Here is a 15972-nt window from a genome sequence, read left to right on the forward strand (position 1 = left end):
TGGAGTGAAAATGGATGGCTAAAAAAATGCCTGATATTGGTGAATACAAGTATGGTTTTCACGACAAGGACGTTTCCATTTTCCGTTCAGAGCGCGGATTGACAAAAGAAATCGTAGAAGAAATTTCTCGCATGAAAGAAGAGCCTCAATGGATGCTTGACTTCCGCTTGAAATCACTTGAGCATTTCTACAACATGCCGATGCCTCAATGGGGCGGAGATTTAAACTCACTGAACTTTGACGAAATTACGTACTACGTAAAACCGTCTGAGCGTTCAGAGCGTTCTTGGGATGAAGTTCCTGAAGAAATTAAGCAAACATTCGACAAGCTCGGTATTCCTGAAGCTGAACAAAAATACCTTGCGGGTGTTTCTGCTCAGTACGAATCTGAGGTTGTATACCACAACATGAAAGAAGATCTTGAAGCGCAAGGTATTGTCTTTAAAGACACTGACAGCGCGCTGAAAGAGAATGAAGATATTTTCCGTGAGCACTGGGCAAAAGTAATCCCGCCGACTGATAACAAGTTTGCGGCGCTTAACTCAGCTGTTTGGTCCGGCGGATCTTTCATCTACGTGCCTAAAGGCGTGAAGGTTGAAACACCGCTTCAAGCTTACTTCCGTATCAACTCTGAGAACATGGGTCAGTTCGAACGTACACTGATCATTGTTGACGAAGAAGCAAGTGTTCATTATGTTGAAGGCTGTACGGCGCCTGTTTACACAACAAACTCACTTCACAGTGCGGTCGTTGAGATCATCGTGAAAAAAGGCGGCTACTGCCGTTATACAACGATCCAAAACTGGGCGAACAACGTTTACAACCTTGTAACAAAGCGTACAGTCTGTGAAGAAAACGCAACAATGGAATGGATCGACGGCAACATCGGTTCTAAGCTGACAATGAAATATCCGGCTTGTATCCTAAAAGGCGAAGGCGCGCGCGGTATGACGCTTTCTATCGCTCTTGCAGGTAAAGGCCAGCATCAGGATGCAGGTGCGAAAATGATTCACCTTGCACCAAACACATCATCTACAATCGTATCAAAATCGATTTCAAAACAGGGCGGAAAAGTAACGTACCGCGGAATCGTCCACTTCGGACGCAAAGCGGAAGGCGCCCGCTCTAACATCGAGTGCGATACGCTCATTATGGATAACAAATCAACTTCAGACACAATTCCTTACAATGAAATCTTAAATGATAACATTTCATTGGAGCACGAAGCGAAAGTGTCTAAAGTATCTGAAGAGCAGCTCTTCTACTTGATGAGCCGCGGTATTTCTGAAGAAGAAGCAACTGAAATGATTGTAATGGGCTTTATCGAGCCATTCACAAAAGAGCTTCCAATGGAATACGCAGTTGAAATGAACCGTTTGATTAAGTTCGAAATGGAAGGTTCTATCGGTTAATGATGAAAACTCCTTTGTTTATAAAGGGGGTTAGAGATAGTTATCAATTTTAAAATGGTCGGCGTGCCGAATTTGATTGTAGAAGACGAACTTTTGAAGTTCGTCTTCTTTTATTTTTTAGTGATATCAAAATAAGTATCCGCTGTTGTGTTGTTGTTTTTATGTCCTAGTCGATTAGAATATTTCAGACCTGCGCCGGATAGGTTCAGTTTCTATATCACGCAACCATACAGTTGCTTATGCTTGACATGCAACTAATGAGTTGCTTATACTCAATATATGAATTGGAACAAAGACGCTATATTCAAAGCACTCGGCGATTCGACTCGGCGGCTTATATTAGACGAATTATCTGAACGCAACGAGCTGACGTTGTATGAACTTACGATACGTCTTATTACAAAGTACGACCTTTCTATTACGCGACAGGCGATAGCTAAACACCTTTCTGTACTGGAGGATGCAGGACTCGTAACATCAAAACGAAAGGGAAAATATCGAGTACTTATATTCAACAACGAACCGCTTAAAAATTTGCTGAAAGGATGGATAGAGTAATTTTATAAAACCAGCACTGACTTTCTGTAAAATGTTGGTTTGTTTTGCTTGAAGCCGGATTGTTTGCACAGTACCATACACCATAAATATCAAAGGAGGAAACAACAATATGAAAATCATTGTGACTAGTATATTCGTGCAAGATCAAGACAAGGCACTGAAGTTCTATACAGAAAAACTGGGGTTTGTAAAAAAGGAGGATGTTCCCATGGGGAAATTCAGGTGGATAACGCTTGTTTCTCCAGATGATCAAGACGGAACCGAGCTTTTACTCGAACCGAATGAACATCCTGCCGCCAAGGAGTATCAAAAGAAGATATTCTCCGAAGGCTTCCCGGCCACAATGTTTGGCGTTGCAGATATTCAAAAAGAGTACAACCGATTAAAGGAAAAAGGCGTGACGTTTACGATGGAACCGACAAAAATGGGCGAAGTCACAATTGCTGTCTTCGATGATACATGCGGTAACCTTATTCAAATTGTACAGAAGTAACCGATTCAGTCGCGTCCTTTTTGTATGCAGAAGAAAAACCGCTGGCCACAGGGCCCGCGGTTTTTTACTCTTCTTCTGTCTCTTGATTGATAATTTGCTTTACAGATGTTTTGCTGTTATCCCTGTTCATCTCTTGTAATTGCGTATAGGCAGTGTCGAACTCTTCCTTTGTCATCTGCTTTGCGGCTAATGCAGAGCATAATATAGCAAAAGCAATTGGCATTGTATCAATGTGAATGTCGATATGGACCTCTGAGTTGCCGCTGTTTTTGATAACAGATTCAGTAGTGGGTATCTCTTGAGTATGTCTGTTGAGAGGAATGATGTTTTCGTTCATTAGTCTTCTCCGTCTTGTGACTGCGCCTGTGCCTGATCCTGATCTGTATTCACGTTGACCACGACTTTTGCATTACCGCTGTTTTGGACTTTTGCGACTGCCGCATCGCGTCTGTTTTCTTCATTTTCATGACGATTTTCGCTCATGGTATCATCCTTTCTCTATTGATAGTGACAGGATATTCGTTAGGAGAGTAAAGAGATTGGACGAACTTCGCGGTTTTTCCACATTAGGGCAAAAGGTCGAAGGAAAGCATTCTATTTGGTAAAATGAATAGACATTATAATAGAAAAGGTGTTTGCATATGAAATCGTACATCATCGTCGGCGCAGGGATTCTGGGCGCGTCGACGGCTTATCATCTCGCAAAATCAGGCGCTCGCGTTACTGTCATTGATCGGAAAGAGCCGGGACAAGCGACTGATGCGGCGGCGGGGATCGTCTGTCCTTGGCTCTCTCAGCGCCGCAATCAGGATTGGTATCAGCTTGCTAAAGGCGGGGCGCGATACTATGCGGATTTAATCAATCAGTTGGAAGAGGACGGAGAAACGGATACAGGATATAAACGTGTTGGTGCGATCAGCATTCATACTGATGCGTCAAAGCTTGATAAGATGGAGGAGCGGGCGTATAAGAGACGGGAGGATGCGCCGGAGATCGGCGACATTACCCGCTTGTCCGCAAGTGAAACGAAAAAGCTGTTTCCGATTTTAGCTGATGACTATGAATCAGTTCATATCAGCGGTGCCGCCCGTGTGAACGGAAGAGCGCTGTGCCGGTCGCTTTTAAGCGCTGCAGAGAAACGCGGCGCAACGGTCATCAAAGGAAATGCATCTTTACTTTTTGAAAACGGAACAGTCACCGGCGTGCAAACAGATACAAAGCAGATTGCGGCTGACGCGGTCATTGTGACGGCGGGAGCATGGGCCAATGAGATATTGAAGCCTCTCGGCATTCATTTTCAAGTGTCATTTCAAAAAGCGCAGATTATGCATTTTGAAATGACAGATGCAGATACAGGATCGTGGCCGGTTGTAATGCCGCCGAGTGATCAGTACATTCTGTCGTTTGATAACGGCAGAATTGTAGCCGGCGCCACACACGAAAACGATGCCGGTCTTGATGATCTTCGTGTGACAGCCGGAGGCCAGCACGAAGTATTGAGCAAAGCGTTAGCCGTTGCACCGGGTCTTGCTGATGCGGCTGCTGTTGAAACAAGAGTGGGCTTCAGGCCGTTTACACCGGGATTTCTGCCGGTCGTAGGGGCCGTGCCGAATGTTCAAGGCTTATATGCTGCAAACGGTTTGGGTGCTTCTGGACTGACGATGGGGCCGTTCTTGGGTGCAGAGCTCGCAAAGCTAGTTCTTGGAAAGCAGACAGAATTAGACCTTAGTCCTTATCATCCAGCCGGAGCACTTGCATAATAAGTAAGAGCATAACAAACAAATATAATAAAGCTGTTCTAGCTTTTCTTTTCTGTATGTGTTAGCATTTATCTTTAATGAAAAAGAGGACGTGAACTGATTTTGATAAAAATTGATATACCCGCACCGAATGTCACCATCACTGAACGACAGCAGTCAGCTAATGATAACGAGCCGAAGATAAAACCGATTCACGGATTCATCGACTTTCACCAGATCCCAAGGGACAAAGGCGGCATTTTTATGTTTTACAACATTCATGACGAGCTGCTGTTTGTCGGGAAAGCCAGAAAGTTAAGACAGAGAATTAAGAAGCATTTCGAAGACACTGTTTCACCAATCAAACATCACAGAGATGAAGTTTATAAAATTGAGGTATGTGTAGTTGATGATCCAATGGAAAGAGAGATTTACGAAACATATATCATCAATACACAGCACTCGAAGTACAATATAGACAAGGTATTTTTTAAATAAGACGTCAGTCTGCGGATTGAACAGCGAAGCCAGAGCTTAAGTCAAGTTCTGGCTTTTGATTTGGGCATTTTTTCGCATATAGACCCTTTGTCTGTCATTCGAATAAATTAATGAGAAATTTCAGAAAATAATATTGACAATCCTACCCGCGGACTTTAATATAACAATATATAATGTTATATAACGTTATATAATAAAAACGGGGAGTGAAGGATTTGAGTCAGGCCACAGCAAAAGTAAATCGTGAGGTTCAAGCTTTCTTGCAGGATTTGAAAGGGAAAACCATTGATCATGTATTCTTTGTCGCATGCGGAGGGTCTTCTGCCATTATGTATCCGAGTAAGTATGTGTTTGACAGAGAGTCAAAATCAATAAACTCCGACCTCTACAGCGCCAACGAATTTATTCAGCGCAACCCTGTTCAGCTTGGTGAAAAGTCTCTTGTTATTTTGTGCTCGCATTCGGGAAATACCCCGGAGACAGTCAAAGCTGCTGCGTTTGCAAGGGGTAAGGGCGCACTTACGATTGCGATGACGTTTAAACCGGAGTCTCCTTTAGCGCAGGAAGCGCAATATGTTGCCCAGTACGATTGGGGTGATGAGGCGCTTGCGATCAATACAAACTATGGCGTTTTGTATCAAATCGTTTTTGGAACCCTGCAAGTATTAGAAAACAATACGAAATTCCAACAAGCAATTGAAGGCTTAGATCAATTGCAGGCTGTATATGAAAAAGCCCTTAAGCAGGAAGCTGACAACGCCAAGCAATTTGCAAAAGCCCATGAAAAAGAAAGCATTATTTATACCATGGCAAGCGGTGCAAACTACGGTGTCGCTTACTCCTACAGCATCTGCATTCTCATGGAAATGCAATGGATTCATTCCCACGCCATTCATGCCGGAGAATATTTTCACGGACCGTTTGAAATTATTGATGAATCCGTGCCGTTTATCATCCTGCTCGGTTTAGATGAAACAAGACCTCTTGAAGAGCGGGCGCTTACCTTCTCGAAAAAGTATGGCAAAAAGCTCACTGTGCTTGATGCTGCATCTTACGACTTCACTGCAATTGACGATTCAGTTAAAGGCTATCTTGCTCCGCTCGTTCTCAATCGTGTGCTGAGAAGCTATGCAGACGAGCTGGCAGAGGCGAGAAATCATCCTTTATCTCACAGAAGATACATGTGGAAAGTTGAGTATTGATCTGAAAATGAAGAACCATTATGCATTAGACTATAATGTTATATAACATTATAGTCTAATGTCCAGAGGAGGCCAACCCTTTGAAGAAAATGTTGTTGTTCTTGATCATTGCAGCTGTCAGTATGCTCACCATCGCAGGCTGTTCGAGCCAAAGCAGTTCAGCGGACGGAAAGGTGACATTGAAATTTTTCCACAGATGGCCAAAGGAGCCGGAAAAAAGTTATTTTGAAGAGGTTGTTAAGGAATTTGAAAAAGAACATCCGGATATCGACATTCAAATTGAAGCCGTTTTAAATGACTCCTATAAAGATAAAATTAAGGTCATGCTGGGAACCACCAGCCCTCCTGACATTTACTTCTCTTGGAGCGATGAGTTTGCTTTTAAATTTATCAGAGGCAATAAAGCACTTGATCTCTCGTCCTACTACAAAAATGACACCGATTGGTCATCACAGCTCGTTCAATCGCAAATTACACCATTTACTTATGAAAACAAGCAATATGGCGTGCCGTGGCAAATGGACGCTAAATCATTCTTCTATAATAAAGACATTTTCCAAAAGCTGAATCTTGATCCCCCGAAGACGTGGGATGAATTAATCGATGTGTCAAAAAAGCTGAAAGAACATGGCTACACACCGATCAGCTTCGGAACAAAGGCGACTTGGACAATCTCGCACTATATCGGCACGCTTAATCAGCGGATGGTCGATGAAAAAACGCGAGACAAGGACTATAACGCCAAAACGGGTGAATTTACTGATGAAGGCTATGTAAAAGCCCTTGAAAAGCTTCAGGAGCTGATGCCTTATTTTAATAAACATGTAAACTCCGTCGACCACGAATATGTGAGACAGCAATTTAAGAGCGAAAAGTCGGCGATGATATATGCGGAAACAGCGGAAATCAAGCTGGTTGAACCGGTTAATCTCGGGATGTTCCCATTTCCTAAAATCAGCGGGCAAAAAGGATCTTCAGAAGCGTTAACGGGAGCGCCGGAAGGATTCATGATTTCCTCAAGAACAAAACATCCGAAGGAAGCGATGGAATTTTTGCAGTTCTTGACGTCGAAAAAAATGGGCGAAAAGCTCGTGAAAGATGTCGGGAAATACAGTGCAGTGCAAGGTACGGCTACTGAAGAAAATGCAACAGCTATTCAGCGTGAAGCCGTTCAGCATATTGTTGATGCCAAATCAATGGTTCCATGGTTTGATATGGATGTCGATGTTGAAGTCGCAGATGCGTACCTAACAGGCGTCCAGCAAATGCTTGGCGGCGACATGACACCGCAGCAGGTGATGAAAGCCGTTCAAAAGGCAGCAAAGCAGGTGAGGGCGTCAGCTGAATAAATCAAAGAAAAGGTGAAGCTTCGCACCTTTTCTTTTTATAAAGGAGATGAGATACCCTTGGTCAATCAGAATAAAATAATCCCCTATTTGTTTTTGGTGCCCGCTCTCGTTTTTTTACTTTTCGTTTATATCCCGATTTTTGAGAATGTATTCCTCAGCCTGTTTCAGTGGAGCTCATTTTCTCCGGAAAAAACGTTTATCGGCTTAAAAAACTATGTTGAATTATTTCATGATCCTGTCTTCTATCAGGCACTTACCAATAATGTGCTTTATGCAGTGATCTCAATTGTATGCCAGGTATTTGGCGGTTTGATTTTGGCGGCGGTGCTTGAGGATAAGCTGGTCAGAAAATGGTCGCCGTTTTTTCGTACCGTTTTCTTTTTGCCGGTTGTCATCTCAATGACGGTGATCGCGCTTTTGTTTGATTTTATTTACAATCCGGAGACAGGGCTTTTGAATCAGCTGCTTCAGGCCATCGGTCTTGATCAGCTGACGAGGGCCTGGCTCGGGGATGACAGCACAGCTATGCTTTCTGTCATTTTTGTGTCCCAGTGGCAATCTGTCGGTTATATTGCGATGCTGTACATCGTGTCGATTCAAAAAATACCGGATGAACTGTATGAAGCGGCCCGGCTTGACGGCGCGGGTAAAATTCAGCAGTTTTTTCATATTACTGTTCCCCAGACGAAAGAGATGTCTTTTGTTGCGGTGGTCATGACGCTGACCGGGGCCTTTACGGTCTTTAATGAGCCGTACATTTTGACAGGCGGCGGGCCGGGAAACGCGTCAGAAGTCTTGAGCACGTTTTTATATAAAAGCGCCTTTACAAAGGATATGATGGGCTACGCCTCAGCTATTGCCACTGTCGTGTTAATCATTACGCTTGCATTATCGCTCATGCAAATGAAGTTCTTTAAAACCGGAAAGGAGGAGTAACTGATGCTGCCTCAGAAGAAGACAGATTCGTTCAGATTGGAGCCTGTGCCTGACCAGCACATTGAGGTTAAAGATAAGCCTAGACGAAAATGGTATATCGGAGAAACGTCTGTGTGGGTTTTTCTGTTTCTTTATCTGATTGCGATTGCCTATCCGCTTCTCTGGATGGTGATGAGCGCCTTTAAAAACTCTGACGATATTTTTGAGCACAGCTGGTCGCTGCCGTCTTCGTGGCATCCGGAAAATTTTGTTTCCGCCTGGAACCAGGGGATTTCTTCTTATTTTATGAACAGTGTCATCGTTACGGCGCTGACGTGTGTGATCACTGTCTTTATCAGTGCATGGGCAGCGTATGGTCTTTCCCGGTTTGAGTTTAAAGGAAAAGGATTCTTTTTGGTGCTATGTCTTGGCGGATTGATGCTGACGCCGCAGGTCAGTCTTGTGCCGCTTTATTCTATTATTCAGTCGCTTGGCCTGTACAATACGTATTGGGCGTTAATCCTGCCGTATGCGGCTTATCGGATCCCATTCACCATCATTTTGATCCGCTCTTATTTTCTTTCTATACCCAAAGAATTGGAGGAGGCGGCCTATTTGGATGGGTGTACAAGTTTTGGAGTATTTTTCAGAATTTTCTTACCAATGAGCGTGCCAATTTTGGTGACATCCGGCATTTTGACGGCTTACCATACATGGAATGAGTTTATGTTTGCGATTATTTTCATAGATGATGAGAATTTGCGGACCATTCCAGCCGGGCTGATGCAGTTCAGAGACGCGCTGCAGACAGACTGGGGCGTCCTGCTGGCGGGGTTAACGATTTCAGCCGCGCCGATTATTATTCTATTTTTATTGATGCAGAAATATTTTGTCCGCGGGATTGCAAGCGGCAGTGTAAAAGGATAAAGGAGGAAGCACTATGAAATTGATTGCGGTTGGAGATAATGTTGTAGATTATTACCAGGATCAAGAAACATTTTACCCGGGAGGAAATGCCTTAAACGTTGCTGTGCTTGCCAAGCGGCTCGGGCATGAGTCTTCCTATATCGGAATCGTCGGCAATGACGAAGCCGCGGCGCATCTGTTGAACGTTCTCAAGCTGGAGCAGGTCAATGCAGATTATATCCGCCAGGCGCACGGAGAAAACGGGATGGCGATTGTCACCCTTGATGAACAGGGGGACCGCATTTTTGTCAGATCAAATAAAGGCGGCATTCAGTCCCGGCTTCGCCTCGCGTTTCAGGAGAAAGATGTATCTTTTATCAGCGGGCATGATTTGCTGCATACGAGCGTGTACAGCAGGCTTGAGAACGATCTTCCGCAGCTGTGCGGGCTGGTCCCTGTCTCATTTGATTTTTCAACCAATCGGGAGGATGATTATTTGAGGAGGGTCTGTCCTTATGTGACGTATGCGTTTTTTTCAGGAAGCGATTTGAGTGAGTCGGAATGCGGTGAGCTTGCCAAAACAGCTCATGGGTACGGAGCCAAAATGGTTTGTATGACCCGAGGGGGCCAAGGAGCAATCCTGTCTGCGGGTGATCGAGTCTATCATCAGCCGATTGTGGAAGCTGATATAATAGATACACTTGGAGCGGGAGATTCTTTTATAGCAGGCTTTTTGACTGCCTTTTGCGTGAAGCAGGATATAACGTATGCTTTGCGCCAGGCTGCTGAAACGGCTGCGAAAACATGCGGTGTGTACGGAGCTTTCGGCTATGGCTATCCTTATCGCTTGGAGGACGGGGGAAGCAGTGAAAAAACGAGAATACTATAAGCAGTGTCTCGTTTTTTATGCCTGTTATGTGTAGGGGCTGTTGATGGTAAAAGTGACACGGTTTGTGTGCATCAAAAACAATGAGCAATAGATTGGCTGGTCGTTTGATGTAAAAGCCGTTTTATCAATTTCAAACAGCGCATCCCCGATATCACAATCCAGGTATTTGCTTTCCTCCTGTTGGGCATATACAACGTTTAATAGCTTCGTATTGTGCGTGGGTACAACTTTGTATTGCTGTTTCAAAATATCATGCATGGAGACGCCGTCAGCAATAAAGGTATCAATGCCGGGAAACAAATCAAGCGGATAATGCGTCACTTCAAAGGTGAGAGGCTGATCATCATTATATAAAATCCGTTTTAATTCAACGACAGGGCTCTCGGGATGGATTTGAAGCTTTTCTGCGATGGGTTTTGACGCTGGAATGATGTCATGGGACAGCACATGATGCTTCGGTTTTTTGCCGGTTGATTCCATAAATTCCGAGTAGCCGTTTACAGCGATCAGCTCTCGTTTTAATTTAGGGCTTTTAACGAACGTTCCCTTTCCCTGCTGCCTGATCAGATAGCCTTCTTCGACTAAATCGAGAATGGCTTTCCTGACGGTGATGCGGCTGACGTTATACTTGGTGCAAAGCTCGTTTTCGGTAGGCAGCTTGGCGGTTGGGGAATACACGCCCTTTTTGATGTCATCAGTGATGATTTGTTTTAGCTGAATGTATAAAGGTGTAGAACTTCCGTTGTTTAACAAAGGGTAGCCTCCTTTTAACCTATTATTTATATTATAATGTATTATGACGTTATAATACAAATTTACATTTTTTATTTTAGAAATATAGCAAAAATGGGAATCGATTACTCTAAAAATAACAGAAAGACCAAGTTGTTTCCAGTGACGAAATAACGGGTCAAAAGATAGGGGGACTTTTCTGATGGCTTCATTAACATTTGAACACGTCAAAAAATCATATCACTCACAATTAACCGTGAAGGACTTTGATTTAGATGTAAAGGATAAGGAGCTTTTGGTGCTGGTGGGGCCGTCAGGATGCGGAAAATCAACAACGCTGCGGATGGTGGCTGGATTAGAAAGCATTTCTGAAGGAAATCTTCTTATTGATGGGGAGCGGGTCAATGATCTTCCGCCGAAAGAACGTGATATTGCGATGGTATTCCAGAACTATGCGCTTTATCCGCATATGACGGTTTTTGATAATATGGCGTTTGGATTAAAGCTCAGAAAGATGGCGAAACAGGAAATTGCCGAGCGGGTTCATGCGGCAGCTAGAATTTTAGAAATTGAACATTTGCTGAAGAGAAAACCGAAGGCGCTCTCCGGCGGGCAGCGGCAAAGGGTGGCGCTTGGCAGGTCGATTGTGCGGGAGCCGAAGGTCTTTTTAATGGACGAGCCGCTTTCTAATCTGGATGCAAAACTAAGAGTGACGATGCGGACAGAAATCAGCAAGCTGCACCAGCGATTAGAGGCAACGATCATTTATGTCACGCATGACCAGACCGAAGCAATGACAATGGGAGATCGGATTGTCGTCATGAATGAAGGGGAAATCCAGCAAGTGGCGAAACCTCATGACATTTATCATTACCCGGCCAATTTGTTTGTCGCAGGCTTCATTGGCTCTCCTGGGATGAACTTTTTGAAAGGCATCATAGAACAGCAGCATGGCGAGCTGTTTTTCACAAATTCTTCGATCCGGCTTCATATTCCTGAAGAAAAAGCAAAGCGGCTGAAGGAAAAGGGATATGCCGGAGAACAGATGATTGCCGGTGTACGGCCGGAGCACATCACACAAATGACAGGAAATGACCAGTTGTTTGATTCAGTGTTTCAAGCGAAGGTGGAAGTGAATGAAAATTTGGGCTCGGAGCTCATAGTGCATGTCATGGCTGGGGATGAGCGGCTCAAGGTCCGTCTGGACGGAAACACGCGAATCGATGCAGGTGATTTAATCCAGCTCTCAGTGAAAATGGACCACGTCGTCTTTTTCGATGTGGAAACGGAAGAGGCTGTGTATTAGAAAAAGGTGCTCCTAAAAAGGAGCACCTTTTTCTTACGGCCAAATCTCATCCGCCCATTCAGGGTGGTCGATAAATGGATTGCGGTTGTGCTGATATTTTTCATAAATGATTTCATTTCTTTTCCGCTCGCGGTCGTCAACCGGATCCTGCTTATTCCATTCGAGCAGGACAGATTGTTTGCCATGATAAGGAGCTGAGCCGTTGCCTGTCTTATCATTAAGCTCAAGATCAGGATAGCCGTCATCACCCTCGTAACGGACAGCCATGTAAAACAGCATGCGGGCAACATCGCCTTTCACATCATCGCGGGGCTCCCATGAATCGCCGTCATAATAATTTCCGGGTGCCTTCGCATATTCAGTGCCGCCATTGTCAAAATCCATATTTCCTCTGGCGCTGTTAACTTGAACATCAGCCGGGCGCAAATGATGAATATCAGTACCAGGTCCCTTGCTCGTACCAAAATCGCCATGGGATTTCGCCCAGACATGCTCGCGGTTCCAATCGCCGACATTCCCGCCGTTCAGGTTTTTGGACCGCGATTCTTTCGTATAGAGCAGGATGACGTTATTCGGATTTCTCGGATCTTCATCCGTTTCTTTCAGCGCGTTCCACACTTCGCTGTAGGACAGCATCGTGTGTCCGCTGATAATACGGTGCAGGGTGCTTTTTAGCGAGTCTCCTGTTTTACCTTCAGCCCCTTCATAATAGGTATCTGTGTCAGCATAGGGTGCAGCTGGGGCGGCTAATGAGAGAAGGCTTCCCGTTCCTGAAGGGGAAGACGCCAATCGGTCATTAAGGCTTAATGCGGTTTGCGCGCTTGCTGAAGCTGCCGGCGCAAGCCATCCGGAAATCAGTAATACACAGACGAGCGGCAGAAACCATGCTTTTTTTGTCATCACTTGCCCTCCTTTTATCAGATCATGTCTATTATCTAAAATTGAAATAAAGGATAGAAGTGTCATTTTGTATATTTTTCATTAAAATTGTAAATTAGTTCCTTTGGAGGAGGCGGAAATCTCCTGTTCCCATACCTTTAGGTCCTGTTTTTGCGGGCTGCCGGCATTTCTGTTTTCATCCGTTCCGCGAACATCGCCTCTCCAGCTTAGCTTGTTCATATGAAAGGCATTTTGACCCTCTTTTTCGCTCTTGCTGGCTCTCTTCCTTACCGTGTTTTCTTTTGACCTTTACATCAAAATAGTTGTGACATGTAGGGTGAATCTGGTTGCTGGATGGATACTGTGACTAAAAAATAAACGTTTTTTTGGTTAATCTGTCAATGAACTATCATGTTGCTCCTTCTATAATGAAGTCACCATAGCGGCCAGAGGGGGGAGTACATGGAAAAGCAGAAGCTTTCAGTAAAAAACAGCATCACAGATTATATTGAATGGCTCGCCCAATACGGTGCGTCTGCGGATGGCGGCGTAACGAGGCTTTTATACACAAAAGAGTGGATGGACGCACAGCTTGCTGTGAAAACGGAAATGTCTTCTTTCGGGCTTGAAACAAGATTCGACGAAGTCGGCAATGTGTTTGGAAGGCTTTCGGGCACCCAGTCTCCGGATGAAGTCATTGTAACCGGTTCACATATCGATACTGTCATCAATGGGGGAAAATACGACGGCGCCTATGGTGTTCTGGCGGCAATGCTTGCGATAAAGCGGCTCAAAGAGACATATGGAGCGCCGAAAAAAACACTCGAAGCGGTATCTTTATGTGAGGAGGAGGGCAGCCGTTTTCCAATGACCTATTGGGGATCAGGGAATATGACGGGTGTTTTTTCATTACAGGATGGAGCAGAGACAAGAGACGAATCAGGAGTCTCACTGCAACATGCGATGCATGAGAACGGTTTTGGCAAAGGTGTGTTTCAGGCAGCATATCGGACAGATATCAGCGCTTTTGTTGAGCTCCATATTGAACAGGGACAGACATTGGAAATGTCAGGACGGGATCTCGGGATTGTGACAAGCATTGCGGGTCAGAGGCGATATCTCGTCACGCTGGAGGGGGAATGCAATCATGCGGGAACCACCTCCATGAAATGGCGCAAGGACCCGCTCGCAGCCAGCAGCCGTATCATTCATGAGCTGCTGCTGCGGTCGGAGGAGTTGCCGGAGGAGCTCCGTCTGACATGCGGAAAAATAACGGCAGAGCCCAATGTAGCCAATGTCATACCGGGCCGCGTCCAGTTTTCAATCGATATTCGCCATCAGCATCAGCATGTGCTGGAGCAGTTTCATCAAGACATGGTTGCTTTGATCAACGGCATTTGCCTACAAAAAGGAATTCGCGCCGTGATTGATGAATATATGCGGATAGAGCCTGTGCCGATGGACGAAAGGCTGAAGGCTGCGGCTTTTGAAACAGCATTAGAAAACGGCTTCAGCTGTGAGGAAATGGTGAGCGGAGCAGGGCATGACGCGCAAATGATCGGAAGGCGCTATCCTGCTTGTATGCTGTTTGTGCCGAGCCGAGGCGGCGTCAGCCACTCACCGAAGGAATATACGTCAGCCAGACAGCTCGAGATCGGCGTCCGCGCACTGACTGATTTATTATACAAACTGGCTTACTGATAAAGGAGGAATGGCTGTGTCAGGCAGAAGAGAATTATGCACCCCGTTAAGAACGATTATGACGCCAGGGCCTGTTGAGGTTGATCCGCGTGTATTAAGAGTAATGAGCACCCCGGTTGTCGGCCAATTTGATCCGGCGTTTACAGGTATTATGAATGAAACGATGGAGATGCTTCGGGAGCTGTTCCAAACAAAAAACCGCTGGGCATACCCGATTGACGGCACTTCAAGGGCGGGAATTGAAGCAGTGCTGGCTAGTGTGATAGAGCCGGAAGATGATGTGCTCATTCCCATTTACGGCCGTTTCGGTTATTTGCTGACTGAAATCGCAGAGCGATATGGGGCAAATGTTCATATGCTTGAGTGCGAATGGGGAACGGTTTTTGACCCGGAGGACATCATACGGGAGATAAAAAAAGTAAAGCCGAAAATTGTGGCAATGGTGCATGGAGAAACATCGACAGGACGGATTCACCCGCTGAAAGCCATCGGCGAAGCCTGCCGCACCGAGGATGCATTGTTTATCGTCGATGCAGTCGCAACGATTGGGGGCTGCGAGGTTAAAGTCGATGAATGGAAGATTGATGCTGCCATCGGCGGAACGCAAAAGTGTTTGTCTGTGCCCTCAGGAATGGCGCCGATTACATATAATGAGCGGGTGGCGGACGTGATTGCAGCTCGTAAAAAGGTGGAGCGGGGGATTGCGTCACAAGCTGACAGGGAAGCGCTTTCGGGAAATCGGCCAATCACAAGCAACTACTTTGATTTGAGCCAGCTTGAGGATTATTGGAGCGAAAGACGGCTCAATCATCATACAGAAGCGACGACGATGCTGTACGCCTTACGTGAGGGAGTCAGACTGGTGCTTGAAGAAGGCCTTGAGGCGCGTTTTGAGCGGCATCGGCACCATGAAGCCGCATTAGCAGCAGGGATAAAGGCAATGGGGCTAAGATTGTTTGGAGATGATAGCTGCAAAATGCCTGTTGTCACCTGTGTCGAAATTCCCGGCGGCATTGACGGCGAGTCTGTCCGTGGCATGCTGCTGGCACAATTCGGTATTGAAATCGCCAGCTCATTCGGCCCGCTCGCAGGGAAGATCTGGAGAATCGGCACGATGGGGTACAGCTGCAGAAAAGAAAACGTGCTATTCGTGCTTGCCGGGTTAGAGGCTGTGCTTCTCAGACATAACGCAGGAATCGAAGCAGGAAAAGCGCTCCAAGCAGCGCTGAATGTGTATGAAAACGCTGGCCGCCAGGCAGCGGTGTAAAGAAAAGCTTGCGGAACTCCGCAAGCTTTTTAGATATGATTTCGTGTTTTCTCCAATCTAATTTTCTTCGTTTGACTCTTTTTACAAATCCTCTTTCTATGTGTTTCATTTTCTGACAAATCATGA

18 protein-coding genes are annotated in these 15972 nt (G+C 45.4%); 13 read left to right on the plus strand and 5 right to left on the minus strand.

The window, feature by feature from the left end; translation table 11 throughout:
• The first annotated feature begins 14 nt into the window (after positions 1–14).
• The 3 genes from sufB to glxB all read left to right on the plus strand — a co-directional run bounded on the left by sufB (position 15) and on the right by glxB (position 2463).
• Entirely contained in the window at positions 15–1412 is a 1398-nt protein-coding gene (gene sufB, locus M1D94_RS04495; RefSeq protein WP_003228608.1) for a Fe-S cluster assembly protein SufB, read from the plus strand.
• A gap of 279 nt (positions 1413–1691) precedes the next feature.
• Positions 1692–1970, plus strand: coding sequence for an ArsR/SmtB family transcription factor (locus M1D94_RS04500; RefSeq protein WP_015251274.1), 279 nt, complete (start codon positions 1692–1694; stop codon positions 1968–1970).
• Between the two features lie 109 nt (positions 1971–2079).
• On the plus strand, positions 2080–2463 hold the full coding sequence (gene glxB, locus M1D94_RS04505) for a methylglyoxalase (protein WP_003240869.1): 384 nt from the start codon (positions 2080–2082) through the stop codon (positions 2461–2463).
• Between the two features lie 64 nt (positions 2464–2527).
• Here glxB and M1D94_RS04510 read toward each other — a convergent pair whose 3' ends face one another.
• Both M1D94_RS04510 and sspG read right to left on the minus strand, forming a co-directional pair.
• Positions 2528–2800 carry a hypothetical protein gene (locus M1D94_RS04510; protein ID WP_072175944.1) on the minus strand — a complete coding sequence of 91 codons (273 nt, stop codon included), beginning with the start codon at positions 2798–2800 and terminating at the stop codon, positions 2528–2530.
• Positions 2800–2946 (minus strand): acid-soluble spore protein SspG, encoded by a 147-nt coding sequence (sspG, locus tag M1D94_RS04515; RefSeq protein ID WP_015384584.1) that lies wholly within the window; start codon positions 2944–2946, stop codon positions 2800–2802. Before sspG ends, M1D94_RS04510 begins: the two co-directional genes overlap by 1 nt.
• Before the next feature lie 158 nt (positions 2947–3104).
• On the opposite strand from sspG, the gene M1D94_RS04520 reads away from it, so the two are divergent.
• The 7 genes from M1D94_RS04520 to frlD all read left to right on the plus strand — a co-directional run bounded on the left by M1D94_RS04520 (position 3105) and on the right by frlD (position 9961).
• Positions 3105–4223 (plus strand): NAD(P)/FAD-dependent oxidoreductase, encoded by a 1119-nt coding sequence (locus M1D94_RS04520; RefSeq protein ID WP_070547734.1) that lies wholly within the window; start codon positions 3105–3107, stop codon positions 4221–4223.
• A gap of 102 nt (positions 4224–4325) precedes the next feature.
• Entirely contained in the window at positions 4326–4700 is a 375-nt protein-coding gene (locus M1D94_RS04525; protein WP_003228617.1) for a nucleotide excision repair endonuclease, read from the plus strand.
• 215 nt (positions 4701–4915) lie between these two features.
• Positions 4916–5902 carry a fructosamine deglycase FrlB gene (frlB, locus tag M1D94_RS04530; protein WP_015251278.1) on the plus strand — a complete coding sequence of 329 codons (987 nt, stop codon included), beginning with the start codon at positions 4916–4918 and terminating at the stop codon, positions 5900–5902.
• A gap of 80 nt (positions 5903–5982) precedes the next feature.
• On the plus strand, positions 5983–7251 hold the full coding sequence (locus tag M1D94_RS04535) for an ABC transporter substrate-binding protein (RefSeq protein WP_038827818.1): 1269 nt from the start codon (positions 5983–5985) through the stop codon (positions 7249–7251).
• Positions 7252–7308: 57 nt separating this feature from the next.
• Positions 7309–8187 carry a carbohydrate ABC transporter permease gene (locus tag M1D94_RS04540; RefSeq protein WP_014477910.1) on the plus strand — a complete coding sequence of 293 codons (879 nt, stop codon included), beginning with the start codon at positions 7309–7311 and terminating at the stop codon, positions 8185–8187.
• Between the two features lie 3 nt (positions 8188–8190).
• The gene (locus M1D94_RS04545; RefSeq protein WP_046160823.1) at positions 8191–9093 is read left to right on the plus strand and encodes a carbohydrate ABC transporter permease; all 903 of its coding nucleotides are present in this window, start codon (positions 8191–8193) and stop codon (positions 9091–9093) included.
• Between the two features lie 13 nt (positions 9094–9106).
• On the plus strand, positions 9107–9961 hold the full coding sequence (gene frlD, locus M1D94_RS04550; RefSeq protein WP_003228626.1) for a fructosamine kinase FrlD: 855 nt from the start codon (positions 9107–9109) through the stop codon (positions 9959–9961).
• A 24-nt stretch (positions 9962–9985) separates the two neighbouring features.
• Here frlD and frlR read toward each other — a convergent pair whose 3' ends face one another.
• Positions 9986–10714, minus strand: a complete 729-nt coding sequence (gene frlR / locus M1D94_RS04555) for a transcriptional regulator FrlR (protein WP_014480777.1) — start codon at positions 10712–10714, stop codon at positions 9986–9988.
• 181 nt (positions 10715–10895) lie between these two features.
• Between frlR and M1D94_RS04560 the strand changes: the two genes are divergently transcribed.
• The gene (locus M1D94_RS04560; protein WP_064671609.1) at positions 10896–11999 is read left to right on the plus strand and encodes an ABC transporter ATP-binding protein; all 1104 of its coding nucleotides are present in this window, start codon (positions 10896–10898) and stop codon (positions 11997–11999) included.
• 33 nt (positions 12000–12032) lie between these two features.
• Here M1D94_RS04560 and M1D94_RS04565 read toward each other — a convergent pair whose 3' ends face one another.
• A complete protein-coding gene (locus tag M1D94_RS04565; RefSeq protein WP_042974677.1) occupies positions 12033–12899 on the minus strand; it encodes an endonuclease I family protein in 867 nt (288 codons plus the stop codon).
• Positions 12900–12980: 81 nt separating this feature from the next.
• A complete protein-coding gene (locus M1D94_RS04570) occupies positions 12981–13118 on the minus strand; it encodes a hypothetical protein (RefSeq protein ID WP_139020861.1) in 138 nt (45 codons plus the stop codon).
• Between the two features lie 222 nt (positions 13119–13340).
• On the opposite strand from M1D94_RS04570, the gene allC reads away from it, so the two are divergent.
• Both allC and pucG read left to right on the plus strand, forming a co-directional pair.
• Positions 13341–14579, plus strand: a complete 1239-nt coding sequence (gene allC, locus M1D94_RS04575; protein WP_456270435.1) for an allantoate deiminase — start codon at positions 13341–13343, stop codon at positions 14577–14579.
• 16 nt (positions 14580–14595) lie between these two features.
• Entirely contained in the window at positions 14596–15846 is a 1251-nt protein-coding gene (pucG, locus tag M1D94_RS04580) for a (S)-ureidoglycine--glyoxylate transaminase (RefSeq protein WP_151870063.1), read from the plus strand.
• Positions 15847–15972 lie beyond the last annotated feature (126 nt).

The organism is Bacillus sp. JZ109 (assembly GCF_053903135.1).